At 42.7% G+C, this 23,516-nt stretch carries 23 protein-coding genes; 15 read left to right on the top strand and 8 right to left on the bottom strand.

The features are described 5' to 3' along the window. Nucleotides 1-5 precede the first annotated feature (5 nt). The 5 genes from OCV27_RS11215 (at nucleotide 6) to sucD (ending at nucleotide 7,101) form a co-directional block, all read left to right on the top strand. The gene (locus tag OCV27_RS11215; RefSeq protein ID WP_125320690.1) at nucleotides 6-716 is read left to right on the top strand and encodes a succinate dehydrogenase iron-sulfur subunit; all 711 of its coding nucleotides are present in this window, start codon (nucleotides 6-8) and stop codon (nucleotides 714-716) included. Nucleotides 717-810: 94 nt separating this feature from the next. Beyond that, nucleotides 811-3,636 (top strand): 2-oxoglutarate dehydrogenase E1 component, encoded by a 2,826-nt coding sequence (gene sucA / locus OCV27_RS11210; RefSeq protein WP_125320691.1) that lies wholly within the window; start codon nucleotides 811-813, stop codon nucleotides 3,634-3,636. Nucleotides 3,637-3,664: 28 nt separating this feature from the next. Next, nucleotides 3,665-4,873 carry a 2-oxoglutarate dehydrogenase complex dihydrolipoyllysine-residue succinyltransferase gene (odhB, locus tag OCV27_RS11205; protein WP_125320692.1) on the top strand — a complete coding sequence of 403 codons (1,209 nt, stop codon included), beginning with the start codon at nucleotides 3,665-3,667 and terminating at the stop codon, nucleotides 4,871-4,873. Nucleotides 4,874-5,062: 189 nt separating this feature from the next. Further along, a complete protein-coding gene (sucC, locus tag OCV27_RS11200; protein ID WP_125320693.1) occupies nucleotides 5,063-6,229 on the top strand; it encodes an ADP-forming succinate--CoA ligase subunit beta in 1,167 nt (388 codons plus the stop codon). Continuing rightward, nucleotides 6,229-7,101 (top strand): succinate--CoA ligase subunit alpha, encoded by an 873-nt coding sequence (gene sucD / locus OCV27_RS11195; protein WP_125320694.1) that lies wholly within the window; start codon nucleotides 6,229-6,231, stop codon nucleotides 7,099-7,101. Before sucC ends, sucD begins: the two co-directional genes overlap by 1 nt. A gap of 97 nt (nucleotides 7,102-7,198) precedes the next feature. On the opposite strand, the gene OCV27_RS11190 is transcribed toward sucD, so the two are convergent. Beyond that, nucleotides 7,199-7,486 (bottom strand): hypothetical protein, encoded by a 288-nt coding sequence (locus OCV27_RS11190; protein WP_125320695.1) that lies wholly within the window; start codon nucleotides 7,484-7,486, stop codon nucleotides 7,199-7,201. A 524-nt stretch (nucleotides 7,487-8,010) separates the two neighbouring features. Between OCV27_RS11190 and OCV27_RS11185 the strand changes: the two genes are divergently transcribed. After that, nucleotides 8,011-8,508, top strand: a complete 498-nt coding sequence (locus tag OCV27_RS11185; RefSeq protein ID WP_125322192.1) for a GNAT family N-acetyltransferase — start codon at nucleotides 8,011-8,013, stop codon at nucleotides 8,506-8,508. Here OCV27_RS11185 and OCV27_RS11180 read toward each other — a convergent pair. Both OCV27_RS11180 and OCV27_RS11175 read right to left on the bottom strand, forming a co-directional pair. Next, a complete protein-coding gene (locus tag OCV27_RS11180) occupies nucleotides 8,477-8,776 on the bottom strand; it encodes a DUF3301 domain-containing protein (protein ID WP_125322191.1) in 300 nt (99 codons plus the stop codon). The two genes, OCV27_RS11185 and OCV27_RS11180, sit on opposite strands and share 32 nt — an antisense overlap. A gap of 3 nt (nucleotides 8,777-8,779) precedes the next feature. Next, nucleotides 8,780-9,817: a DUF3549 family protein gene (locus OCV27_RS11175; RefSeq protein WP_125322190.1), complete on the bottom strand. Its 1,038-nt coding sequence runs from the start codon at nucleotides 9,815-9,817 to the stop codon at nucleotides 8,780-8,782. Between the two features lie 76 nt (nucleotides 9,818-9,893). On the opposite strand from OCV27_RS11175, the gene OCV27_RS11170 reads away from it, so the two are divergent. Both OCV27_RS11170 and truC read left to right on the top strand, forming a co-directional pair. Next, complete coding sequence (locus OCV27_RS11170; protein WP_125322189.1) at nucleotides 9,894-10,208, top strand: YqcC family protein; 315 nt, start codon at nucleotides 9,894-9,896, stop codon at nucleotides 10,206-10,208. Then, entirely contained in the window at nucleotides 10,208-10,936 is a 729-nt protein-coding gene (gene truC / locus OCV27_RS11165; RefSeq protein ID WP_125322188.1) for a tRNA pseudouridine(65) synthase TruC, read from the top strand. Before OCV27_RS11170 ends, truC begins: the two co-directional genes overlap by 1 nt. Before the next feature lie 44 nt (nucleotides 10,937-10,980). Here the strand turns inward: truC and dxs are convergent, their stop codons facing one another. From dxs to xseB, 3 genes are read right to left on the bottom strand one after another with little or no spacing between them, the layout of a single operon-like run. Beyond that, the gene (gene dxs / locus OCV27_RS11160; RefSeq protein ID WP_125322187.1) at nucleotides 10,981-12,846 is read right to left on the bottom strand and encodes a 1-deoxy-D-xylulose-5-phosphate synthase; all 1,866 of its coding nucleotides are present in this window, start codon (nucleotides 12,844-12,846) and stop codon (nucleotides 10,981-10,983) included. Between the two features lie 18 nt (nucleotides 12,847-12,864). Beyond that, complete coding sequence (ispA, locus tag OCV27_RS11155; RefSeq protein WP_125322186.1) at nucleotides 12,865-13,749, bottom strand: (2E,6E)-farnesyl diphosphate synthase; 885 nt, start codon at nucleotides 13,747-13,749, stop codon at nucleotides 12,865-12,867. 22 nt (nucleotides 13,750-13,771) lie between these two features. Further along, nucleotides 13,772-14,017 carry an exodeoxyribonuclease VII small subunit gene (gene xseB, locus OCV27_RS11150; protein ID WP_125322185.1) on the bottom strand — a complete coding sequence of 82 codons (246 nt, stop codon included), beginning with the start codon at nucleotides 14,015-14,017 and terminating at the stop codon, nucleotides 13,772-13,774. A gap of 264 nt (nucleotides 14,018-14,281) precedes the next feature. Here xseB and pomA point away from each other — a divergent pair, with 264 nt between their 5' ends. The 7 genes from pomA to rlmM all read left to right on the top strand — a co-directional run bounded on the left by pomA (nucleotide 14,282) and on the right by rlmM (nucleotide 21,002). Further along, nucleotides 14,282-15,046, top strand: a complete 765-nt coding sequence (gene pomA, locus OCV27_RS11145; RefSeq protein ID WP_125322184.1) for a flagellar motor protein PomA — start codon at nucleotides 14,282-14,284, stop codon at nucleotides 15,044-15,046. An 11-nt stretch (nucleotides 15,047-15,057) separates the two neighbouring features. Further along, a complete protein-coding gene (locus OCV27_RS11140) occupies nucleotides 15,058-16,008 on the top strand; it encodes a flagellar motor protein MotB (RefSeq protein WP_125322183.1) in 951 nt (316 codons plus the stop codon). Nucleotides 16,009-16,155: 147 nt separating this feature from the next. Further along, complete coding sequence (thiI, locus tag OCV27_RS11135) at nucleotides 16,156-17,604, top strand: tRNA uracil 4-sulfurtransferase ThiI (protein WP_125322182.1); 1,449 nt, start codon at nucleotides 16,156-16,158, stop codon at nucleotides 17,602-17,604. Between the two features lie 397 nt (nucleotides 17,605-18,001). Further along, nucleotides 18,002-18,910, top strand: coding sequence for a transcriptional regulator GcvA (locus OCV27_RS11130; RefSeq protein WP_125322181.1), 909 nt, complete (start codon nucleotides 18,002-18,004; stop codon nucleotides 18,908-18,910). Continuing rightward, complete coding sequence (locus tag OCV27_RS11125; protein WP_125322180.1) at nucleotides 18,903-19,526, top strand: alpha/beta fold hydrolase; 624 nt, start codon at nucleotides 18,903-18,905, stop codon at nucleotides 19,524-19,526. Before OCV27_RS11130 ends, OCV27_RS11125 begins: the two co-directional genes overlap by 8 nt. Beyond that, nucleotides 19,516-19,914, top strand: a complete 399-nt coding sequence (locus OCV27_RS11120; protein WP_125322179.1) for a DUF423 domain-containing protein — start codon at nucleotides 19,516-19,518, stop codon at nucleotides 19,912-19,914. Before OCV27_RS11125 ends, OCV27_RS11120 begins: the two co-directional genes overlap by 11 nt. Further along, a complete protein-coding gene (rlmM, locus tag OCV27_RS11115) occupies nucleotides 19,911-21,002 on the top strand; it encodes a 23S rRNA (cytidine(2498)-2'-O)-methyltransferase RlmM (protein WP_125322178.1) in 1,092 nt (363 codons plus the stop codon). The genes OCV27_RS11120 and rlmM overlap by 4 nt, the downstream gene beginning before the upstream one ends. Nucleotides 21,003-21,115: 113 nt before the next feature. On the opposite strand, the gene xni is transcribed toward rlmM, so the two are convergent. Both xni and ppnN read right to left on the bottom strand, forming a co-directional pair. Continuing rightward, the gene (gene xni / locus OCV27_RS11110; RefSeq protein ID WP_125322177.1) at nucleotides 21,116-21,895 is read right to left on the bottom strand and encodes a flap endonuclease Xni; all 780 of its coding nucleotides are present in this window, start codon (nucleotides 21,893-21,895) and stop codon (nucleotides 21,116-21,118) included. A gap of 133 nt (nucleotides 21,896-22,028) precedes the next feature. Beyond that, the gene (gene ppnN, locus OCV27_RS11105; protein WP_125322176.1) at nucleotides 22,029-23,393 is read right to left on the bottom strand and encodes a nucleotide 5'-monophosphate nucleosidase PpnN; all 1,365 of its coding nucleotides are present in this window, start codon (nucleotides 23,391-23,393) and stop codon (nucleotides 22,029-22,031) included. Nucleotides 23,394-23,516 lie beyond the last annotated feature (123 nt).

Raw genomic sequence — 23,516 nt, 5'->3', positions numbered from 1 at the left:
GAATTATGAAACTGAACTTCTCTTTGTATCGCTACAATCCAGATGTAGACAAAAAGCCTTACATGAAAGATTACGTTCTTGAAGTTGATGAAGGCTCTGACATGATGGTGTTGGATGCTTTAATTCTGCTTAAAGAGCAAGACCCAACAATTGCGTTTCGACGCTCTTGCCGTGAAGGTGTTTGTGGTTCTGATGGTCTAAACATGAACGGTAAGAATGGCTTGGCCTGTATCACGCCATTATCTGCGTTGACAGGGAAAACCATTGTCATTCGTCCTTTACCGGGGCTACCGGTAGTTCGTGATTTGATTGTCGACATGACTCAATTTTATGACAATTATGCCAAGGTAAAACCTTTCTTGATTGATGATGATGTATTACCGCCATCGCGTGAAAATCTGCAGTCTCCGGATGAGCGCGCTCATTTGGATGGATTGTACGAGTGTATCATGTGTGCGTGTTGTACAACGTCGTGTCCATCATTCTGGTGGAATCCAGATAAGTTCATTGGTCCTGCTGGTTTGTTAGCTGCATATCGTTGGTTGATTGATAGCCGCGATACAGCAACCGATGAACGCTTGTCAAATCTTGACGATGCTTTTAGCGTTTTCCGTTGTCATAGCATCATGAATTGTGTAAGTGTTTGCCCTAAGGGGCTTAACCCAACGAAAGCTATTGGTCATATCAAGACCATGCTGGTAAATCGTTCGGTTTAAATTAATAACAAAAATTGCCAGTTACCTAGGTAGCTGGCTATCTATAGCTCGGCATAGACCGAAACAAACGTGAAACTACTGGTTAAGGGAAAATATGCACAACGGCGTGATGAAGGCGTGGCTCGAGTCTTCACACTTGGCTGGCGCCAATGCAACTTATGTAGAAGACCTCTACGAACTGTATCTAAGTGATCCCGATTTGGTAAGTGAGGAGTGGACGCGCGTATTTGATGGCTTGCCTAAGCCATCTGAAGAGGTTAAAGAACAACCTCACTCGCGTGTTCGTGACTACTTCCGGCGTCTCGCTCAAGAAACAAAGCATTACAATGTCCAAGTTAGTGACCCAGATGTCGACGCAAAACAAGTAAAAGTTCTTCAGCTTATCAACGCATACCGCTTTCGCGGTCATGAAGCAGCAGAGCTTGACCCACTCGGTTTATGGCAACGCCCTGCGGTGGTAGAGCTAGACCCTACATACCACAACCTTACTGAAGATGACTTTGAAGAGTCATTCAATGTCGGTTCTTTCGCAATAGGTCAAGAGACCATGTTGCTAAAAGATATTCACTCGGCGCTGAATAAAATCTATTGTGGTTCCATAGGTGCAGAGTATATGCACATGACAAACACTGAACAAAAGCGCTGGATTCAACAGCGACTCGAATCAGTAGTTGGTCAACCTTCTTTCTCAAAACAAGAGAAGCAAGAGTTTTTGGAAGAATTGACGGCAGCAGAAGGTTTGGAGCGTTACTTAGGCGCTAAATTCCCTGGAGCCAAACGTTTCTCCCTTGAAGGTGGCGATGCTCTTATTCCAATGATGAAAGAACTCATTAGGCATGCAGGTAAAAATAGCATGCGTGAGATTGTTATTGGTATGGCGCACCGTGGCCGATTGAACATGCTAGTAAATGTTCTCGGTAAAAAGCCACAAGATTTGTTTGACGAATTTGCTGGTAAACATGACGAAACTTGGGGTACTGGTGATGTTAAATACCACCAAGGTTTTTCTGCTGATTTTTCAACCCCAGGCAGTGATGTGCACTTAGTGCTAGCATTTAACCCTTCTCACCTTGAAATTGTTAACCCAGTTGTTATTGGTTCTGTTCGTGCTCGTCAGGATAGGCTTGGTGATACTGATGGTAGTACGGTACTTCCGATTACAATTCATGGGGACTCAGCGATTGCGGGTCAAGGAGTGGTGGCAGAAACATTCAATATGTCTCAGTCGCGTGGTTTTCGCGTTGGGGGCACAGTTCGCATTGTGGTGAATAACCAAGTTGGTTTCACTACATCTAATCCAAATGATACTCGCTCAACCATGTATTGTACGGATATTGCGAAAATGGTCCAAGCACCGATTTTCCATGTTAATGCCGATGATCCAGAAGCGGTTGCATTCGTTACACGTATTGCTTTGGACTACCGTAATGAGTTTAAGAGCGATGTTGTGATTGACTTGGTATGTTACCGCCGGCACGGTCACAATGAGGCGGATGAGCCGAATGCGACTCAGCCGTTAATGTATCAGAAGATTAAAAAACACCCTACGCCACGTAAACTCTATGCTGATGTGTTGATAGAACGTGGAGAGTTTGGCATTGATACAGCAACACAATTGGTCAATGAATATCGCGATGCATTAGATCGTGGTGAAGTGGTTGTCAAAGAGTGGCGTCCGATGGCGTTGCATTCAGTCGACTGGGAACCGTATATTGGCCATGATTGGGATGTTGCGTGGGAAAATACTTACAGCAAAGAGCGCCTTATTGAGTTAGGGCATCGGATTTGCCACTACCCTGAAAGCCATAGACTTCAAAGCCGAGTTAACAAGCTTTATAACGATCGTATGGCAATGATGAGTGGTGAAAAAGCATTTGACTGGGGTATGGCGGAAACCTTGGCTTATGCGACCTTGGTCGATGATGGAAAACGAATTCGTATTTCTGGTCAGGATTCCGGGCGTGGTACTTTCTTCCACCGCCACTCGGTGCTTCATAACCAGACTGATGCCAGCACCTTTATTCCATTGGCTAATATTCATGATAAGCAAGGGCCTTTTGAAGTCTACGATTCCGTATTGTCTGAAGAAGCCGTCCTAGCGTTTGAATATGGCTACGCCACGGCAGAACCAAGTGGTTTGACTATTTGGGAGGCTCAGTTTGGTGATTTTGCAAACGGTGCTCAAGTGGTTATTGATCAGTTCATTTCTTCGGGAGAGCAAAAGTGGGCACGTTTATGTGGCTTAACCATGTTGCTTCCTCATGGTTACGAAGGACAAGGTCCAGAGCATTCGTCAGCTCGCCTTGAGCGTTACCTGCAATTGTGTGCTGAACAAAACATGCAAGTTGTTGTGCCATCAACGCCTGCTCAGGTATATCACATGATTAGGCGTCAAGTTGTAAGGCCTATGCGCAGGCCTCTTATTGTCATGTCGCCAAAATCGCTACTTAGGCACCCACTGTGTACATCAACTTTAGATGAGTTGGCAGAAGGGACATTCCAGCCAGCAATTGCTGAGATAGACAAACTAGAGCCTAATAACGTGAAGCGAGTTGTATTCTGTTCAGGCAAGGTTTACTTCGATTTACTCGAACAGCGTCGCAGTAATGAGCAGGAAGATGTTGCTATTGTGCGTATTGAACAGCTTTATCCTTTCCCAATAAAAGAGGTTAAGGCAGCTATTGAGCATTATACCAACGTGGAAGATTATGTTTGGTGCCAGGAAGAGCCTCAAAATCAGGGCGCTTGGTATAGTAGTCAACATAACTTCCGTCTTGCTATTCCTGCTGGAGCAGACCTTAAGTACGCTGGCCGACCGGCATCTGCTTCACCAGCAGTGGGTTATATGTCAGTGCATTTAAAACAACAGAAAGCGCTTGTTGAAGCTGCGCTTACCGTCAATACAACAACTTCGAACTAAGAACTAGAAGTGAAAGGAAGAAACAGATATGACAATTGAAATTCTGGTTCCAGATTTACCTGAATCTGTTGCAGATGCGACAGTAGCAACATGGCACAAGAAACCAGGCGATGCGATAGAGCGTGATGAGATACTGGTTGATATCGAAACGGACAAAGTTGTTTTGGAAGTGCCTGCTCCTGAAGCTGGTGTTCTAGAAGCGATAATAGAAGAAGAAGGTGCGACAGTACTTTCTAAGCAACTAATAGCTAAGCTTAACCCTGGTGCAGTTGCTGGCGAACCTACACAAGACAAGGCTGAGGAAGCAGAATCATCCCCAGATAAACGTCATACAGCTTCTCTTACTGAGGAAAGCAATGACGCCCTTAGTCCAGCAGTACGTCGTTTACTTGCAGAACATAGCTTAGAAGCAAGCCAAGTCAAAGGTACAGGTGTTGGCGGGCGTATTACCCGTGAAGATATAGAAGCCCACATTGCTAACGCTAAGTCGGCACCTAAATCGGGTTCAACATCTCCAGTTGAAGCACCTGCAGCCGCTCGTAGCCAAAAGCGTGTACCAATGACGCGTTTGCGTAAGACGGTTGCAAATCGTCTGCTGGAAGCGAAAAACAGCACAGCTATGCTGACCACTTTTAACGAAGTGAATATGAAGCCGATTATGGACCTTCGTAAGCAATACAAAGACCAATTTGAAGAGCGTCATGGTATTCGTCTTGGCTTTATGTCTTTCTATGTAAAAGCTGTGACTGAGGCTCTAAAGCGGTATCCTGAAGTTAACGCGTCAATTGATGGTGAAGATATTGTTTACCACAACTATTTTGATATCAGTATGGCAGTATCTACTCCCCGAGGTTTGGTTACTCCAGTTCTAAAAGATTGCGACACATTAGGTTTTTCTGATATTGAAAAAGGCATCAAAGATCTCGCTATCAAAGGTCGCGATGGTAAACTGACTGTTGATGATTTAATCGGTGGCAACTTTACCATTACTAACGGTGGTGTGTTTGGTTCATTAATGTCTACACCTATTATCAATCCACCTCAATCTGCGATATTGGGCATGCACAAAATCCAAGACCGCCCAATGGCTGTGAATGGAAAAGTAGAAATCCTGCCTATGATGTACCTAGCACTTTCTTACGATCATCGTTTGATAGATGGCCGTGAGTCTGTTGGTTTCTTGGTGACAATCAAAGAGCTCTTGGAAGATCCCACACGTCTACTTCTTGACGTGTGATTGACTTTTGCGCCTGATTAATCAGGTGACAATAGTGTTTAAGGCGGAACATACTCAAGGTTCCGCCTTCATTTGAAGCGCTACAATAATTAGCGATTTACTTGAGAAGACCCTACAGACGTTTTATTCATCAGATTAAGACGTCATGGACATAATAACCCCTCAAGGGAAAATAAGCGGAATAACAAAATGAATTTGCATGAATATCAAGCCAAACAGCTGTTCGCAGAATTCGGTTTGCCTGTACCAGAAGGCTTCGCCTGTGATACACCTCAAGAAGCATTTGATGCTGCCGGTCGTATCTCAACAGAAAAGAAAGTCGTTAAATGTCAGGTTCACGCTGGTGGCCGCGGTAAAGCGGGCGGCGTTGAGCTACATGACACTAAAGAAGGCGTTAAAGAGTTTGCACAAAAGTGGCTAGGTAAAAACCTAGTGACTTACCAAACAGACGCTAATGGTCAGCCAGTCACTAAAATTCTTGTTGAAGAAGCATCTAACATTGCTAACGAACTTTATCTAGGTGCTGTTGTTGACCGTGCAACTCGAAAAATTGTATTTATGGCTTCAACTGAAGGTGGTGTGGATATTGAGAAGATAGCTGAAGAAACTCCAGAGTTGATTCATCAATCAGCGATCGACCCTCTTGTTGGTCCACAAGCATACCAAGGTCGTGAGCTTGCATTTAAACTAGGTCTAGTTGGTGATCAAATCAAACAGTTCGTTAAGATTTTTATGGGTCTTGGTGAAATGTTCTCTCAGTACGATCTAGCTCTATTAGAAATCAACCCGCTTGTCATTACTGGTGAAGGCAATCTTCTTTGTCTTGACGGCAAGATCAACATTGACTCAAACGCAATGTATCGTCAGCCAAAGCTTCGTGAAATGCATGATCCTTCACAGGAAGATGAGCGTGAAGCACACGCAGCTCAGTGGGAACTGAACTACGTAGCACTAGATGGCAACGTTGGCTGTATGGTTAACGGTGCAGGCCTTGCGATGGGCACGATGGATATTGTAAATCTGCACGGTGGCAAGCCAGCTAACTTCCTAGATGTTGGTGGTGGCGCAACTAAAGAACGTGTTGCAGAAGCATTTAAAATCATTTTGTCTGATGACAATGTGAAAGCTGTTCTTGTTAACATTTTCGGCGGTATTGTTCGTTGTGACATGATTGCAGAAGGTATTATCGGTGCAGTGAAAGAGGTCGGTGTAAGTGTACCTGTTGTTGTTCGTTTAGAAGGTACTAACGCAGATCTAGGTCGTAAAGTTCTTGCGAATTCTGATGTTGATATCATTGCAGCTGAGTCTCTCACAGATGCTGCTCAGAAAGTTGTTGCTGCTGCGGAGGCTAAATAATGTCTGTATTAATTAACAAAGACACTAAAGTAATCTGTCAGGGTTTCACTGGCGGTCAAGGTACATTCCACTCAGAGCAAGCTATCGCATACGGTACGCAAATGGTTGGCGGTGTTTCTCCTGGTAAAGGTGGTCAAACTCACCTTGATCTTCCTGTATTTAATACAGTGCGTGAAGCAGTAGAAGCGACTGGTGCAACAGCAACCGTTATTTACGTTCCTGCACCTTTCTGTAAAGATGCGATTCTAGAAGCAATTGATGCTGGTATTGAACTAATTGTCACCATTACCGAAGGTATCCCTACAACGGATATGATTGACGTAAAAGTGAAGTTAGAAGAAACAGGCGTTCGTATGATTGGACCTAACTGCCCAGGTCTTATTACTCCTGATGAGTGTAAGATTGGTATTATGCCTGGTCACATTCATAAGAAGGGTAAAGTAGGTATAGTTTCTCGTTCTGGTACTTTAACGTACGAAGCGGTTAAACAAACCACAGATGAAGGCTTTGGTCAGTCAACATGTGTTGGTATTGGTGGTGACCCAATTCCAGGTTCAAACTTTATTGATATCCTTAAGTTATTCCAAGAAGACCCAGAAACTGAAGCCATTGTTATGATTGGTGAGATCGGTGGTACAGCGGAAGAAGAAGCAGCTGCGTTTATTAAAGAAAACGTCACTAAGCCTGTTGTTTCTTATATTGCTGGTGTTACTGCTCCTCCTGGGAAGCGTATGGGTCATGCTGGTGCGATCATCTCTGGTGGTAAAGGTACAGCAGAAGATAAGTTTGCTGCACTAGAAGCTGCTGGTGTTAAAACTGTAAAATCACTAGCCGATATCGGTCAAGGTCTACGTGAAGTTACGGGTTGGTAATCCTACCCATTAAATAACGGAAAAGCTTGGCATATTGCCAAGCTTTTTTCTTAAAACTTATACATGTCCATTTAGGACATATATTCTGATAGCAATACTAAGTATTACTCAACTTCTGCTCTAACTTTTCTAATCTTTGCGTTAAGTCTGTAACTTGTTTCTCTAGCTGCGCTACCTTTTCTCTATCGCTATGATTTTTAGTGGTCACTTCAACTTTAGGAATAAGGTTAGAATGCCTCCAGCTTTTAATTACTGTGATTAATGCAGGTATGGGAACGGCTGTATTTAAGCGCGATTTCACGAGTGCAACGGTCAGCTCTTTACCCTCAAAGCTTAGCTGCTGTAAGACTCTTTCTAGCTCGTTACTGACATCCTGAGTAAGCATATGACCTCCTTAATTTGATTAGTTGTAATAATACTGATTCTTATAGATGAACGCGAATAGAAGATACTGGTTTAGCGTGTGAGAGATCTCTTATAGTCCTTGTGAGATAAAATTTAGTTTTATCATTAGTATAAACTTAATTTTAGCGTATCTATTTGTATTATAAGAATTATTTTTTTTATGATAAAAGCAGTATTAATATAAAGGTCTTTTTTTACATTGTTTAGATTACGGTTTACGATAAAGTATATCTGTCGCTAGGGTACTGATACTTAAAAGTAAAAAATAAATTACATCTGGGTAATAAATACTGCCTAGTGGCTAGGCTGAAATTAAGTATGTGAAGCTCTAGGTGCGCAAGTACCAAGGTTTCATTTAACTTAAATATAATTAAAGCTAACAGCGTCAAAAATAAAAGTTTATAACAATAAATAATTTAGTTGGTATTACCCTCAGATTTTTCTACTGAGAAATAAAAGTGCCCCCTGTATGTGGGGGGTACTCTGTCAAAAAAGGGGGAAGCTATGATTATTGCAACTCACCGAACTTTGCTTGTTCCCTACAATGAATCATTACAGTCCGAATTCTTAATGTTGAATTATTGCACCATGAATCGGATGCAAATGGATGATTATCATACAGTATCTTCAGCGAAGCCACTTTTCCTACGTATTCTTCATGATCCTAATATATATGCCTTAGCTGTGCTAGATAACCATTCGCGTGATTACATTGGTCATGTATGTATTTATCATTTAGATGAGAGGCCTGAACTGGGTTTCCTATTTGATAAAGCTTATTGGGGCCAAGGAATAGGTAGTGAGGTTTTAAAAGCCTTTTTACCTAAAGCCTTACATGATCTCAATTTACATCAAGTGACCACAACAGTTGAATCTAACCATATACCATCAATTCGTATTGTAGAGAAACTCGGTTTTAAGCGATTAAAAGATAGTGCTTACCCTAATCCTGCATGTCTCCAATATATTTTTACATCCTGTGAGGTGGAAGCTGCACTCTAATCAATTGAAAGCCGCGCATTATGATTTCACCTTGGTAGCAATCATCGCCAAGAGAAGAAAATTCAAATTGATAAATAGAGTGCCAATACCAAGTACCATCAGGCATTTTGGCTTTATGCCCTTTCAAAGCGACACTGAGTAGCTGTAACTCAAGCTGTTTGCACTTATTGGTTGCTATGGTTTTTGCCAATTCGGCTTGACGCCTCTGTTGCCAAAATACAAGTGCTATACAGCATAAGGCTAAAATTGCCAAAAGATCGCCGATCATACTCTAACCTTTTGTTGCTTGCTGGAGCTGAGTGAGTGCCTTTGCTAACTCCTGAGATGGTGTAGAGTGGAGTAGAGGCAGTAACACCATTCTCAATTCAGGTAGCATGACGAGATCTGAAAACAATTGGTTAAATAGAGACTGATTGCCAGTTTGTGCCAACCTGAGTAAAAAATTCTCAGCCAGATCTGGATTGGTCAGTAGATGCCAATTTCGTCCTGCAATCCCAATTAGAATTTCTTGATGGCTTAGACGCGGCGATGCTAAAACTCTTTCAACCACTGGGTTTGAATACTGATGCTCTGCGCCAGAAAGTGCTCTAATTAATGCACCAATCAGGAAGATATCTGGGTTGCCATCATCCATTTTTTCAAAAGTTAATTCTTGCAGCCGCTCTGCGAGTTTGTCGGGTAAATGAGTATGCTCAAGTGCTCCTAAAAGTGCGTAAAGTGGTTCGCTTGGTAATTGCTTTATCGCTTTACGTAAATGGACACTGTTTTGCTCTTTACTCAAACGAGCACAGATATCAGTTACACCTTGCAGACCTATCGTTTGCCATTTATCCCAGCCTAACCCACCTGAAAAGTAGTGTTGTGCGTGCTCGTAATACTGGCTGCAAGGAAGAGAAAGTTGGGCTCGAATCTGGCTATGAAACACCGCCATTTTGTCTTCAGCAGGCTTAAACGTATACGGATTACTTGCCAATTTTTGTTGTTGTTCTGGTGTAATATCTTTATTAAGACGTGTTCCCATAGCTTCGATCACGTATTTAAGGAAGTTACCTACATCAGCTTGCTTTAATAGCCCTCGTTCATCTAGCTCAAACTTTAAGAACCAAATCCAAGGCTGTTTGCTTTCATTCCAGTAGCAAATAGCAAGATGAGCTTTGCGTTGCAATGGGTAAGGATAGGGCTGAAGGCCTTGCTCAACATTAGAAAAAATTTTATTGTCAATCTGGCTAATACGACGACCAAGGTCATAAACTTGATATTGGCAATCACTATTGATGAGAAGCTGGCTGAGAGTATGAATGGTGTCCATCGCTGAATAGTCCTAACTTAATGTTCTATATAGATGGTATTCTTGGGCTTAATTTCAAGGTCAACACATAGGTTTTATGGCAGATAAGCAACAATTAACTATTCTTTTGCAGCAACTGACTCAGTTCTTAAAAACGTTGCAGCTATGGCAGGTGGATAGGCCTTGTGAATACTTACTACAAAGTACCCAGCCATTCTCAGTGGATACCTTAGAGCCTCAAGAGTGGTTACAGTGGGTATTTATCCCTAAAATGGAAGAGTTAATCGCACGACAAATGCCTTTACCTAAAGGTTTTTGTCTAACACCATACTTTGAAGAGTGTTGGAAAAAGCATCAAGGGTATCATTGTTTAATTGGTTTAATTAATGCCATAGATGAGTCTTGTGCCTAATGTTAGATATCATTTTTCATGACGAGTACTTTGTTGCAGTCAATAAACCAGCAGGAATGCTTGTGCACCGCAGCTGGCTTGATAAGCATGAAACTCAATTTGTTATGCAAACCTTGCGTGACCAAATTGGTCAGCATGTTTTTCCGCTTCACCGCCTAGATAGGCCAACATCGGGTGTATTGATGTTTGCTTTATCGAGTGAGGTCGCCTCTCAGGTTATGCCAATGTTTGCAAATCATGAGATGAATAAAACCTACCATGCAATCGTACGTGGCTGGATAGAAGGGTCTGGACGTTTAGATTATGACTTGAAAGTAGAACTCGACAAAATAGCAGATAAGCATTCGAGTAAAGAAAAAGAGGCGCAACAAGCGATTACCGATTATCGCACGATAGCGCAAACCGAGATCCCTTTTTCAACAGGCAAGTTTGCAACCACTCGATACTGTTTAATGGAGTTAAAACCACTAACAGGTCGCAAACACCAATTGAGGAGACATATGGCCCACCTTCGTCACCCCATAGTCGGTGATACCACTCATGGTGATGGTAAACATAACAAATTATTCAGACAGGTCTATGACTCTCAGCGATTACTTTTGCATGCATCGAACATAGAGTTCATCCACCCATACACAACTGAGAAGGTATCGATCAGCGCAAAGTTAGACCAAACTTGGTTGAGAATATGCGATGAATTTGGTTGGTTTATAGCAACCAATGAATAGCTTGATAAGCCCTCGAAAGAGGGCTTTTGTCGTAACTGGGTTTACTATTTTTCAACATAAGCTTGAATCGATTGCTCAATGCCTTGTGCATCTAATCCTAGCTCGGTGTGCAATTCTTGTTGAGTTCCTTGTGCAATAAACTTGTCCGGCAAACCTAAATTCAGAACAGGTTTTATCAGCTTTTCTTGCATCATAAATTCAACCACACCAGCGCCGGCGCCACCCGCGAGAGCATTTTCTTCTAGCGTCACTATAACATCATGTTCTTTGACTAATTTCTTGATAAGCGCTTTGTCTAAAGGTTTGACGAAACGCATATCGGCAAGTGTCGCATTGAGGTTGTCTGCTGCTTGCTGGGCGTTGCCTAGTAAGGAACCAAAGTTAAGAATGGCGACTTTCTCGCCCGTTCGGATTTCTCTGCCTTTGCCTATGTCTTGCGCGGTAAACTCTTTTTCAACGTCTATGCCAGCACCAGATCCTCTAGGGTAGCGTACTGCACTTGGGCCCTGATGTTGATGGCCGGTATATAACATTTGACGGCATTCATTTTCATCACTTGGTGTCATGATCACCATATTGGGTATACAGCGCATAAAGCTCAAGTCAAAAGCGCCTTGATGGGTTTGACCGTCAGCACCAACTAAGCCTGCTCTGTCAATGGCAAACATAACCGGCAGATTCATAATAGCGACATCATGGATGAGTTGATCGTAGCCACGTTGTAAGAATGTTGAGTATATAGCGACTATTGGATGATTGCCGCTTATTGCCATTCCGGCTGCAAGAGTCACGGCATGCTGCTCGGCAATCGCAACATCAAAATACTGCTCTGGGAATTCTTTAGAAAAGCGTACCATACCCGAACCCTCTCGCATTGCGGGGGTAATCGCCATTAACTTGGGGTCTTGCGCAGCCATATCACATAAAAAATCGCCAAAAATGTTTGAGAAAGTGGGCTGGCTACCTTTTGTTTTAGGTAGAGAAGTATGGTTAGGGTCAAACTTTGGAACCGCATGGTAGCCAATAGGATCTTTCTCTGCTTGTTCGTAACCTTTGCCTTTTTTGGTCATGATATGTAAGAACTGCGGCCCTTTAAGCTCTCGCATATTGGTTAACGTTTTAGCCAATTCGCAAACATCATGCCCATCGACAGGGCCGATATAGTTAAAACCAAGTTCTTCAAATAAGGTGCCAGGTACAACCATGCCTTTAAGGTGCTCTTCCGTTCTGCGGACAAGCTCTTTGATTGGTGGTAAACCTGAGAGTACCTTTTTTCCACCTTCTCGGATCGAGGTATACAAGCTACCAGATAGCAATTGGGCTAAATGGTTATTGAGTGCGCCGACATTTTCCGAGATTGACATCTCATTATCGTTGAGTATCACCAGCATGTCTGAGTGTACATCCCCAGCGTGGTTCATTGCTTCAAAGGCCATACCAGCAGTGATGGCCCCATCACCAATAACACTCACCACTTTGCGATTTTTTTGTTCTTTTTTCGCGCAAATTGCCATACCCAGTGCCGCACTGATGGAAGTCGAAGAGTGGCCTACAGATAGAGTGTCATACTCGCTTTCATCGCGCCATGGAAAGGGATGTAAGCCGTCTTTTTGACGTATGCTGGGCATTTTGTCTCTGCGGCCGGTAAGAATTTTATGTGGGTAAGCTTGGTGCCCGACATCCCAGACAAGTTGGTCAAATGGGGTGTTATAGACATAATGAAGTGCCACGGTTAATTCTACGGTGCCAAGCCCTGAAGCAAGGTGGCCGCTTGATTGGCTAACAGAGTTAAGTAAATAGGTACGTAATTCGTCACATAGTGTAGGTAGCGCTTCTTTTGGAAGGCTACGCAATTCATCCGGTGTATTGGCCAATGCCAGTGTTGGATATTTGGAAATATCAAGAGTCATATATAGGGCGCTTATCGTTTAGTTCTTGCGCTCGATGACATATCGGGCGAACTCTTCGAGTAATACTGTATTGTAGGGGATTGTTTCTAATGCTTGAAGGGCTTCTGTCAAAAGAGTGTGAGCTTTATTAACTGCACCGTCCAAACCAAGTAAAGCAGGGTAGGTGCTTTTTTCTAAAGCTTGATCTGAGCCTTGAGGCTTACCGAGAGTTTGGGTATCACTGATGATGTCCAAAATATCGTCTTGAACTTGAAACGCTAGGCCAATGGCATCGGCATACTTGTCTAATTGAGGTAAAATATCATTGCCTTTGCTACCAGCAGCGAGAGCTCCCAATCTAATTGCACATTTTAGTAATGCACCAGTCTTATTGTGATGAATGGTTTCTAGTTCTTCTAATGATACATGACGACCTTCGGCCGCTAAGTCTAGAGCTTGTCCTAAGCACATGCCATTAGCTCCAGAGGCTTGTGCGAGTACCTTGACCATTTTGATGCGGTTATGTTCAGCGTTAGAGCTCAATTTACCGTCACAAAGAATCGTAAATGCCATCGTTTGCAGCGCATCTCCGGTTAAAATGGCGGTAGACTCATCAAACTTAATGTGACAGGTTGGTTGCCCACGTCGCAACTCATCGTTGTCCATTGCCGGTAAATCATCATGGATAAGTGAGTACGCGTGTATACATTCAACAGCGCTGGCTGGAGTGTCGAGCTCTTCAAACTGACATCCAAGCATCTGCCCAGTAATATAAACTAAAAAGGGGCGAACCCGCTTGCCACCCAAAAGCAAACCATAGTGCATTGCTTCAATTAGGTTTTGTTCAGGGTTCGGCAATTGGCTTAGCCAATATTCTAGCTGTTGATTGTTTCTTTTTTGTAGAGAGGTTAACGCCTCATGCATAAGAGCAACTCTTTTGTGGTGATTATTCTGGCTGTGATGTTGTGAACTCTGTAAGAGGAGCATTATCATCATTGCTAAGCAAGATGCTGACTCTTTGCTCAGCGTCATTTAACTTGGTTTGTCCTTCACGAGCAAGAGTAATTCCGCGTTCAAATTTTTTAAGGGCATCTTCAAGCGCCAAATCGCCTTTTTCGAGGTGCTCAACAATCGAATCAAGTTCTTCAATAGTGGCTTCAAAGGACATGTTTCCGGGTTTCTTGCTCGCCATAACATTATCTACATTTTGAAAGATGCACGAAACTTACCTTAGCAGGTAAAAATGGTCAAATTTAACCGAGGAAAATTGATCTAAAAAGCGAGTATGGGCGACTATATTGTGCTGAAACGATCGCATCATGGGTTGAGGCTGGTTTACTATGTTACGATAAGATCTATAGTTGTGTGAGAGTAATACCAATAAAAGACTAAAGATCTGAAGGTGTTGCCGATATAATTTACCAGGGACTTGTAAAGATAGCATGAGGAGTGCTTTGTGGATTTAGCAACGCTGATAGGGCTCATTGGAGGCTTTGCTTTTGTCATCATGGCGATGATTTTAGGCGGAAGCATCATGATGTTTGTTGATGTCATCTCAGTTCTGATTGTTGTGGGTGGTTCTACCTTCGTTGTGCTGATGAAGTACACTATGGGGCAGTTTTTTGGTGCGGCTAAAATTGCAGGTAAAGCTTTCATGTTTAAGGTTGATGAACCTGAAGATTTGATTGCGAAGGTTGTTGAAATGGCAGATGCGGCACGTAAGGGTGGTTTTCTGGCACTAGAAGAAATGGAAATTACCAACAACTTTATGCAAAAAGGCATAGACCTTCTCGTTGACGGCCATGATGCGGACGTGGTGCGTGCTGCTTTGCAAAAAGATATTGTACTGACCGACGAGCGCCATGAATTTGGTACCAGTGTATTTCGTGCATTTGGTGATGTAGCACCAGCAATGGGCATGATAGGTACTTTGGTGGGGTTGGTTGCCATGCTATCAAACATGGATGACCCTAAATCGATAGGTCCCGCGATGGCCGTTGCACTTCTCACTACGCTCTATGGGGCGATACTTTCCAACATGGTGTTCTTTCCTATTGCCGATAAATTATCACTACGTCGAGAGCAAGAAAAGTTAAACCGTCGTTTGATCATGGATGGTGTACTTGCTATTCAAGATGGGCAAAATCCACGAGTTATAGATGGCTATCTGAAAAATTATCTTAATGAAGGTAAGCGCGTCCTTGATGTAGATGCTGAGTAAAGGAAGTCGTTATGGAAGAAGAAGAGTGCAAATGCCCCCCTCCAGGATTACCGCTTTGGATGGGAACGTTTGCAGACTTGATGTCATTACTTATGTGCTTCTTCGTACTTTTGTTGTCCTTTTCAGAAATGGACGTATTGAAGTTTAAGCAGATAGCGGGTTCGATGAAATTTGCCTTCGGTGTGCAAAACCGACTTGAAGTGAAAGATATTCCTAAAGGTACCAGCATTATTGCACAAGAGTTTCGTCCTGGGCGTCCTGAGCCGACTCCTATTGATGTCATAATGCAGCAGACAATCGACATTACCCAGCAAACTCTAGAGTTTCAAGAAGGAGAGTCAGACAGAGCTGGGGGGACTCAGAAAGATGAGGGTAAACAGACGGGCGGTAAATCACCGGATACGTCTACTCAAGAGAGCCAGAATGCCGAATCGGAAAGCCAGCAGCAACAATCTGCCGAGATGTCGCAGGAACTGGAAACTCTGATGGAAAGCATAAAGAAAGCCTTGGAGCGTGAAATTGATGAAGGCGCGATAGAAATAGACAACCTTGGCCAACAGATTGATATTCGAATTAGAGAAAAAGGTGCTTTCCCTCAAGGTTCTGCTTTCCTTCAACCTAAATTTCGTCCCTTGGTACGTCAGATAGCCGATTTAGTGAAAGATGTTCCGGGTATTATAAGGGTTTCTGGTCATACAGATAATCAGCCTCTAGATTCTGAACTTTATCGTTCAAATTGGGATCTCTCGGCTCAAAGAGCGGTATCAGTCGCTCAAGAGATGGATAAGGTACGCGGCTTTTCTCATCAACGTCTACAAGTCCGCGGTATGGCTGATACTAAACCATTAGGGCCGAATGACACAGAAGCTCAACGTTCACGCAATCGCCGTGTCGAAATAAGTATCATGCAAGGAGAGCCTGTTTACAGTGATGAGGTGCCTTCTTTGCCTGGCTCTAACTAAAATGGAATGGCGAGATAAAGGCTCGCCTTTTTTATGGTCTTCAGTTCATGTATAATCTTGCGCCCTTGGAGTGCAGAGTTCGTAGAAAATTATGGAGCGATCTGAAAATACTCCAATTTGCGAAACCGTTGAGTTGTGAAGTGAACTATGAAATTTATCGTCAAGCCCCATCCTGAAATTTTTGTCAAAAGTGAATCGGTGCGTAAGCGCTTCACAAAGATTCTTGAGTGTAATATTCGCAATATTATTAAGACTCGCACTGAATCTGTCGCGGTGTTTAATCGACGTGATCATATTGAAGTGACTTCAGAGTCAGATCGTTATTATGATGAGACGGTTAAAGTTTTGACTCGTACACCAGGTATCCACCACGTCCTAGAAGTTAAACAATCTGATTTTAGTGATTTGCATGACATCTTTGAACAGGTGTTAGACATGAATCGTTCAAATATTGAAGGTAAAACTTTCGTTGTACGTGCTAAGCGTCGAGGTAAGCACGATTTCACGTCGATTGAACTAGAGCGTTATGTTGGTGGTGGGCTGAATCAGGCGGTTGAAAGTGCAAGTGTTAAGCTTCGTAACCCTGATGTTAATATAAAAGTTGAGGTTTCCGGAGATAAGCTAAATCAAGTGATTGCCCGTTATAAAGGTCTGGGTGGTTTTCCTTTAGGCACTCAGGAAGATGTCTTGAGCTTGATTTCTGGTGGGTTTGACTCTGGAGTGTCGAGCTATCTTCATATTAAGCGTGGCTCTAAAGTTCATTATTGCTTTTTTAATTTGGGCGGACCTGCGCATGAGATTGGGGTTAAGCAAGTCTCACATTACTTATGGAATAAATACGGCTCCTCAGCCAAGGTACGTTTTATTTCTGTAGACTTTGAGCCTGTTGTAGCTGAAATTTTAGAGAAGGTTGATGATGGGCAAATGGGGGTTATCCTCAAACGCATGTTCATGCGCGCTGCGGGTATGATTGCTGAAAAATTTGATATTCAAGCGTTAGTGACTGGGGAGGCTCTTGGTCAAGTATCTAGCCAAACACTGACCAATCTTCGTCATATAGACACCGTGACAGATACCCTCATTTTACGTCCACTGATTAATTGGGATAAAGAAGATATTATTGATCTTGCCCGCAATATAGGTACTGAAGATTTTGCTAAAACCATGCCAGAATATTGTGGGGTTATTTCTAAGAAACCGACAGTTAAAGCTATAAAAGCCAAGTTGGAAGCAGAAGAAGAAAAATTTGATTTTGATATTTTAAATTCAGTCATACGTGATGCTCGCCAGATGGATATTCGTGATATAGCGAAAGAAACTTTAGCGGCGGCACCTGAGGTAGAGCTAGTTCAGGCTGTGGAGCAACATGCTACAGTACTTGATATCCGTAGTCCTGAAGAAGAAGAGAATAATCCACTGGAGATCGAAGGAGTAGAGGTGTTGCATTTGCCTTTCTATAAGCTGGGTACCCAGTTTGGAGATATGGATCAAAGCAAAACGTATTTACTCTATTGTGATCGCGGTGTTATGAGCCGATTACAGGCCTTGTATCTTCAAGAGCAGGGCTTTACCAATGTTAAGGTCTATCGTCCTTAATTCCTTGCTCAAAGCACTGATGGTTAATCGCATTAGTGCTTTTACTTAGCCCTTCATAGACTTTCTTGGCTGACTATTATTTTCTCGGCGACCAGATAAAAAAACACCGCCCTATGGCGGTGTTAAACAATTTGACAGACAGGTCAAAAATAAATACAGGAAGTATATGTTTCGACTCTAGTCAGAGAGGCGAAACTTGGTAGAAATCTACCTAACTCGAAATACGAGTTTGCAAACACAACATCGCAACAATATGCCAATTCATTCCAGCAGAGAGGAATAAAGCCGTTCTGGCTCATGCTGCACGGAGAAATATAGAATTTCTCTGGCCGTGAGGCAATGGACATTTTATAATGTTTCAGATTAAAAAAACTAATCCCACCTGGAGACGACTATCATGTCGAGAAGATTGCCCCCCTTAAACTCTCTTAAAGTATTTGAGGCTGCAGCTCGTCACTTGAGCTTTACTAGATCAGCGGAAGAGTTATTTGTGACTCAGGCAGCTGTGAGCCATCAAATTAAGGCATTAGAAGAGTTCTTAGGCCTAAAATTATTTAGGCGACGTAATCGCTCTTTGCTACTTACAGAGGAAGGGCAAGGTTATTTTCTCGACATCAAAGATATTTTTACTTCGCTTGCCGAAGCAACAGATAAAGTGCTTGAACGCAGTGAGAAGGGCGCGTTAACCATTAGTTTGCCTCCAAGCTTTGCCATTCAGTGGTTAGTGCCACGTTTGGCTGATTTTAATCAACAAGAACCAGATATTGATGTTCGTATTAAAGCAGTTGATATGGATGAAGGCTCTCTGACTGATGATGTAGATGTTGCGATTTATTATGGGCGTGGTAATTGGCCTGGCCTTCGCGCCGATAAATTGTATCAAGAATTTCTTATCCCTCTTTGCTCTCCGTCTTTATTGCTGAGCAATAAACCATTAACAAGGTTAAGTGATCTTAAACTACATACTTTGCTACACGATACTTCCCGTAAAGACTGGAAGCTGTTTGTCAAAGAGCATGGTATCGAAGATATCAATGTCAATCATGGTCCTATTTTTAGTCATTCTACTATGGTGCTTCAAGCTGCTGCTCACGGTCAGGGGGTCGCATTAGGAAATAATGTACTTGCACAGCCAGAAATGGAAGCAGGCCGATTAATTGCGCCTTTGGATCAGGTTTTGGTCTCTAAGAATGCGTTTTATGTGGTTTGTCATGAAAAGCAGGCAGACATGGGGAGAATCGCAACCTTTAGGGATTGGATGTTAGCCAAGGCACAAAGTGAGCAGGAGGAACTGCTGGATGAATGATGTTTTGATTGATGGTGATAAAGGTAAGCCACTGTTTATTTTTGCTCATGGCGCAGGCGCTGACATGAAGCATGACTTTATGGTCACCGTTGCTAAAGGATTGGCGGAAAGGGGTATTCAGGTAATACGATTTAATTTTCCTTATATGATAAAGCGTTGTGAGGATGGTAAGCGTCGTCCACCAGATAGAGCTCCCAAGTTATTGGATTCGTATCGGGATATAATCAAAATATTTGCTGATAAGCCGATAGTTATTGGTGGAAAGTCGATGGGAGGGCGAATGGCAAGTCTGCTATCACAAGAAAGTAAGGTTGCAGGGATAGCTTGTCTTGGTTTTCCGTTTCATCCACCAGGTAAACCTGAAAATTATAAAGGGGAGCAATTAGCCACGCTTGAGAAAGCTTGCCTTATTTTACAAGGAGAGAGGGATACGTTTGGCAGGCGCGAAGAATTCGATGACTTTGAGCTGTCAAGTAAAGTGAGAGTTGAGTTTATACCTGATGGCGATCATAGCTTTAAACCTAGGAAAAGCTCAGGGCAAACAGAGGCGGATAATATTACGTTAGCTACTCAAATTTTAGCGGATTTCATTTTGGAGGTATACGGTGAAGGCTAAAGTTACGCTTGCGTTAGGTGGGACGTTTGCGGGCTTAGGAGTTGCACTAGGTGCATTTGCCGCTCACAGTCTACAAAAAATTTTATCCCCCCAACTGCTTAATGTGTTCCAAACTGGGGTTCAATATCAATTTATCCATGCCCTAGCTATTATCGTTTGCGGAGCCCTGTTAGCGACACGGTTAACTGATAAATCACAAAAATATTTCGCCCTCGCAGCAAATTGCTTTATCATCGGCATCTTTTGTTTTAGTGGCAGCCTTTACGCTATAGCATTGACTGGAGTGAAATGGCTTGGGCCTATCACCCCGTTTGGCGGTTTAGCCTTTATGCTGGGGTGGGGGTTGTTTGTATTTGCAGCGCTACAGATTAAAGAGGTGGATCAGTGAAACACTTAATGTTCTATTGCCGTTCTGGTTTTGAAAAAGAGTGTGCTGGAGAAATTCAGGATCGTGCTACACAGCTTGAAATATTTGGCTTCCCTCGTTTAAAAAGTAATACAGGCTATGTACTTTTTGAATGTTATCAACAAGGTGATGTAGAACGGTTAGTGAAAGAGCTTGATTTTAAAGCTTTAATTTTTGCTCGTCAGATGTTTGCTGTGGCAGCTGAGATCAAGGATCTTCCACGTGAAGATCGCATATCACCTATTCTGGAAAGCTTGAGTGAAATGGAAGTATTTCCTCGATGTGGTGACATACGCATTGAAACGCCAGATACCAATGAAGCAAAAGAACTACTTAAGTTTTGCCGAAAATTCACTGTACCTGTGCGCCAGGCAATGCGTGGTAAAGGAATATTATTTCCTAAAGATAACCCTAAAAAACCAGTATTACATATCTGCTTTGTTGCACCTGGACATTGTTTTGTAGGATATTCTCTGTCGACTAATAATTCGCCGTTCTTTATGGGGATCCCACGCCTTAAATTTCCATCAGATGCACCAAGTCGTTCAACATTAAAGCTAGAAGAAGCTTTTCATGTTTTCATTCCTCGCGAAGAATGGGATGAACGCCTTGCTCCGGGGATGTGGGGGGTTGATTTAGGGGCTTGCCCTGGAGGCTGGACTTATCAATTGGTTAAGCGTTCAATGTTTGTTCATGCGGTGGACAATGGAATGATGGCTGATAGTTTGATGGATACAGGTCAAGTTAAGCATCATCAGGAAGACGGTTTCAAATTTGAACCAGCACGTAAAAATGTCACATGGTTGATATGTGATATGGTTGAAAAGCCTTCTCGAGTAGCCCAGCTTATGGGTGAGTGGTTAATTTCTGGTTGGGCAAAAGAAGCAATTTTTAACCTTAAGTTACCGATGAAAGGTCGTTATGATGAAGTTTTAGAGGACATAGAAAATCTAAAACTGTTCCTAATTGAGAACAAGGTTAAGTTTCAGTTGCAAGCTAAGCATCTTTACCATGATCGTGAAGAAATCACGGTACACTTACGCTGTCTTTCAAACATTTCACCGTACTAATACACTGGATTATTCGGCAGATTGGTTAAAGTTTTATAGCATAGCTGTTAAAGCTTGAGAGTATAGTCGTTAAAGCTTGAAAATATAGTCGTTAAAGCCTGAGAATATAGTGGTCAGTCAACCTTGGGGCCACTATAGCGTATCTCTTGCAAATTAAATCCCAGAGCAACATCTGTTTTTAACGCTGAAACTTGCTTACATCGACGTGCTGTATCAATGTGTTCCGTGAGCTTTTTTCGGTACTTGGGGACGAGCTCTTCAGAGGTATAAGCTTGCTCAATATCAGTATATTTTGTCAGTATCTCTTTCGCCGCTTTAGGGCCAATTCCAGGCACACCTGTTACTTGGCTTGAGCTTATTCCCGTTAATCCCCAGTAATCGGCAAGTTGTGATGATTTGACCCCAAATTCTTTTGCTATAAATGGTTCATCAAGCCAACGATGTTGAAAGTAATCACGAATTTGGAGCTTTGCTGACAGTAGCTGGCAGTAACCTTTATCTGTGGAAATGATAGTGACTTTTTGATTACGATTTGCGACCTTAACGGCTAATGTAGCAATGAGATCGTCAGCTTCATCACCCGATGAAAGCAAAGAATCAATACCTAGTTTCCACCAAGCTTCTTGAATTGTATCAAGGCCATCAAAGAGTGTTTTAGGCATAGGCTTACGGTTGCTTTTATAGTCGCTAAGCAGCTCTGCACGCCATCCTCTTTCCTGAAGGTGGTGATCAAACACGGCAATGATATGGGTTGGTTGAGACTCATTGATGATTTTACTGAGAGTTCGAGTTGTCGTAGTTATGGTTCTTGCAATATCATCAGGGTCGGGCTGGGCTGAATGGACACGTCGAATAAGGTTGAGTGCATCGATGATAACAAGGTGGATAGACATAGAAATCAAAATTAAGGGTTTAGAAGGCTCTTATTGTAAAGCATGAGATATAGATTGCTAGCGTCTGTTTACCCCAATAGGATAAACAGACACTAAATACCGACTCAGTATGAGATGAATATACAGGAGTTAGCTAGTCTATCGTTTTGATCTGATAGCATGGTTCATAGGCACTACCACCGGGCAGCTTCATACGATCCTGCTCCACAAAGTCCCTTAGTAACTTGTCCATTTTCTTCATTAAGGCGGCATCACCATCAAGAGCAAATGGGCCATGACGTTCAATTTCACGAATTCCTTCAGCCTTTACATTACCCGCGACTATGCCAGAAAAAGCTTGGCGTAGGGCTGCGGAAAGGTTTTCTGGGCGCTGGTTTAAATGCAGATCCAAACTAGCCATATTGTCATGGGTAGGATCAAATGGCAGTTGGAACTCAGGTTCTATTTTGAGTGACCAGTTAAAGCTATATGCGTCCCCTGTGTCTTTTCTATGTTGACGTACATCAGCCATTGTATTTTTCATTATCCTAGCCACTTTTTCTGGGTCATCAACTACTATCTCATAATGGCGTTGTGCGTCTTTGCCAAGAGTGTTACCGATAAACTTATCGATTGAGCGGAAGTAATCTTCACTTTCTTTTGGCCCAGTAAGTACAATCGGAAGTGGCTGCTCAGCATTATCTGGATGCATCATAATACCTAGTATGTAAAGAAGTTCCTCTGCGGTACCAGCTCCTCCGGGGAAAATGACAATACCATGGGCCATACGTACGAAGGCTTCCAGCCTTTTTTCGATATCTGGCATAATTACCAGCTCATTGACTATCGGGTTTGGTGGCTCAGCAGCAATAATGGATGGCTCGGTAAGGCCGAGATAACGTTGGTCATAGTAGCGTTGTTTAGCATGGCCAATTGCTGCTCCTTTCATTGGGCCTTCCATTGCACCCGGCCCACAACCAGTGCAAATATTGAGTTCCCGAAGCCCCAGCTCGTGCCCGACTTCACGAGTATACTGGTATTCATTGGCATTAATCGAATGGCCTCCCCAACATACGATCAGGTTTGGTTCAATTCCAGGAGTTAAAGCACCTGCATTACGCAAAATACCAAATACTAGATTGGTGATGTGGCTTGCATTTGTTAAGTTGAGCCGTTGGTTGTCAGCAAGGTGCATATTGACATACACAATGTCACGTAGCACAGAGAATAGGTGTTCTTGTATGCCTTTTATGATGTTGCCATCAACGAATGCGTGCTCAGGCGCGTTATTTAACTCAAGCTTGATACCACGTTCACGGCGAACAACATTGACGTCGAATGACTTGTATCTATCGAGTAGTTCTTTTGAGTTATCTGTGTGGCTACCTGAGTTGAGTACTGCGAGAGTACAATTTCGGTAGAGCTGGTACAGATCACTAGCGGCAGTCTTTTTAAGACGCTCAACTTCAAGTTGAGAAAGCAGATCCATGCTACCTGCGGGACTGATATGAGTGATCATAGCGACCTCCTTGATGAGAGATTAATTTCCCTGCAATACTTCTTAGTGTGAATTCGGTTTGTTGAGAAAGTATTTAATCTTGTATGCGAAATACAAGAGACTTATCTAAGCTTAGCATGCTTT

This window comes from Vibrio pectenicida (assembly GCA_024347015.1).
Taxonomy (GTDB): domain Bacteria; phylum Pseudomonadota; class Gammaproteobacteria; order Enterobacterales; family Vibrionaceae; genus Vibrio; species Vibrio pectenicida.
The sequence above is the reverse complement of the archived record's forward strand: the minus strand, read 5'-3'. Positions and strand labels throughout refer to the sequence as shown.

What these genes read in the sequence shown, in the direction of transcription:
- OCV27_RS11215 (WP_125320690.1), top strand. Translation starts at nt 6, where the DNA reads ATGAAACTGAACTTCTCTTTGTATCGCTACAATCCAGATGTAGACAAA.
- sucA (WP_125320691.1), top strand. Translation starts at nt 811, where the DNA reads ATGCACAACGGCGTGATGAAGGCGTGGCTCGAGTCTTCACACTTGGCT.
- odhB (WP_125320692.1), top strand. Translation starts at nt 3,665, where the DNA reads ATGACAATTGAAATTCTGGTTCCAGATTTACCTGAATCTGTTGCAGAT.
- sucC (WP_125320693.1), top strand. Translation starts at nt 5,063, where the DNA reads ATGAATTTGCATGAATATCAAGCCAAACAGCTGTTCGCAGAATTCGGT.
- sucD (WP_125320694.1), top strand. Translation starts at nt 6,229, where the DNA reads ATGTCTGTATTAATTAACAAAGACACTAAAGTAATCTGTCAGGGTTTC.
- OCV27_RS11190 (WP_125320695.1), bottom strand. Translation starts at nt 7,486, where the DNA reads ATGCTTACTCAGGATGTCAGTAACGAGCTAGAAAGAGTCTTACAGCAG.
- OCV27_RS11185 (WP_125322192.1), top strand. Translation starts at nt 8,011, where the DNA reads ATGATTATTGCAACTCACCGAACTTTGCTTGTTCCCTACAATGAATCA.
- OCV27_RS11180 (WP_125322191.1), bottom strand. Translation starts at nt 8,776, where the DNA reads ATGATCGGCGATCTTTTGGCAATTTTAGCCTTATGCTGTATAGCACTT.
- OCV27_RS11175 (WP_125322190.1), bottom strand. Translation starts at nt 9,817, where the DNA reads ATGGACACCATTCATACTCTCAGCCAGCTTCTCATCAATAGTGATTGC.
- OCV27_RS11170 (WP_125322189.1), top strand. Translation starts at nt 9,894, where the DNA reads ATGGCAGATAAGCAACAATTAACTATTCTTTTGCAGCAACTGACTCAG.
- truC (WP_125322188.1), top strand. Translation starts at nt 10,208, where the DNA reads ATGTTAGATATCATTTTTCATGACGAGTACTTTGTTGCAGTCAATAAA.
- dxs (WP_125322187.1), bottom strand. Translation starts at nt 12,846, where the DNA reads ATGACTCTTGATATTTCCAAATATCCAACACTGGCATTGGCCAATACA.
- ispA (WP_125322186.1), bottom strand. Translation starts at nt 13,749, where the DNA reads ATGCATGAGGCGTTAACCTCTCTACAAAAAAGAAACAATCAACAGCTA.
- xseB (WP_125322185.1), bottom strand. Translation starts at nt 14,017, where the DNA reads ATGGCGAGCAAGAAACCCGGAAACATGTCCTTTGAAGCCACTATTGAA.
- OCV27_RS11140 (WP_125322183.1), top strand. Translation starts at nt 15,058, where the DNA reads ATGGAAGAAGAAGAGTGCAAATGCCCCCCTCCAGGATTACCGCTTTGG.
- thiI (WP_125322182.1), top strand. Translation starts at nt 16,156, where the DNA reads ATGAAATTTATCGTCAAGCCCCATCCTGAAATTTTTGTCAAAAGTGAA.
- OCV27_RS11130 (WP_125322181.1), top strand. Translation starts at nt 18,002, where the DNA reads ATGTCGAGAAGATTGCCCCCCTTAAACTCTCTTAAAGTATTTGAGGCT.
- OCV27_RS11125 (WP_125322180.1), top strand. Translation starts at nt 18,903, where the DNA reads ATGAATGATGTTTTGATTGATGGTGATAAAGGTAAGCCACTGTTTATT.
- xni (WP_125322177.1), bottom strand. Translation starts at nt 21,895, where the DNA reads ATGTCTATCCACCTTGTTATCATCGATGCACTCAACCTTATTCGACGT.
- ppnN (WP_125322176.1), bottom strand. Translation starts at nt 23,393, where the DNA reads ATGATCACTCATATCAGTCCCGCAGGTAGCATGGATCTGCTTTCTCAA.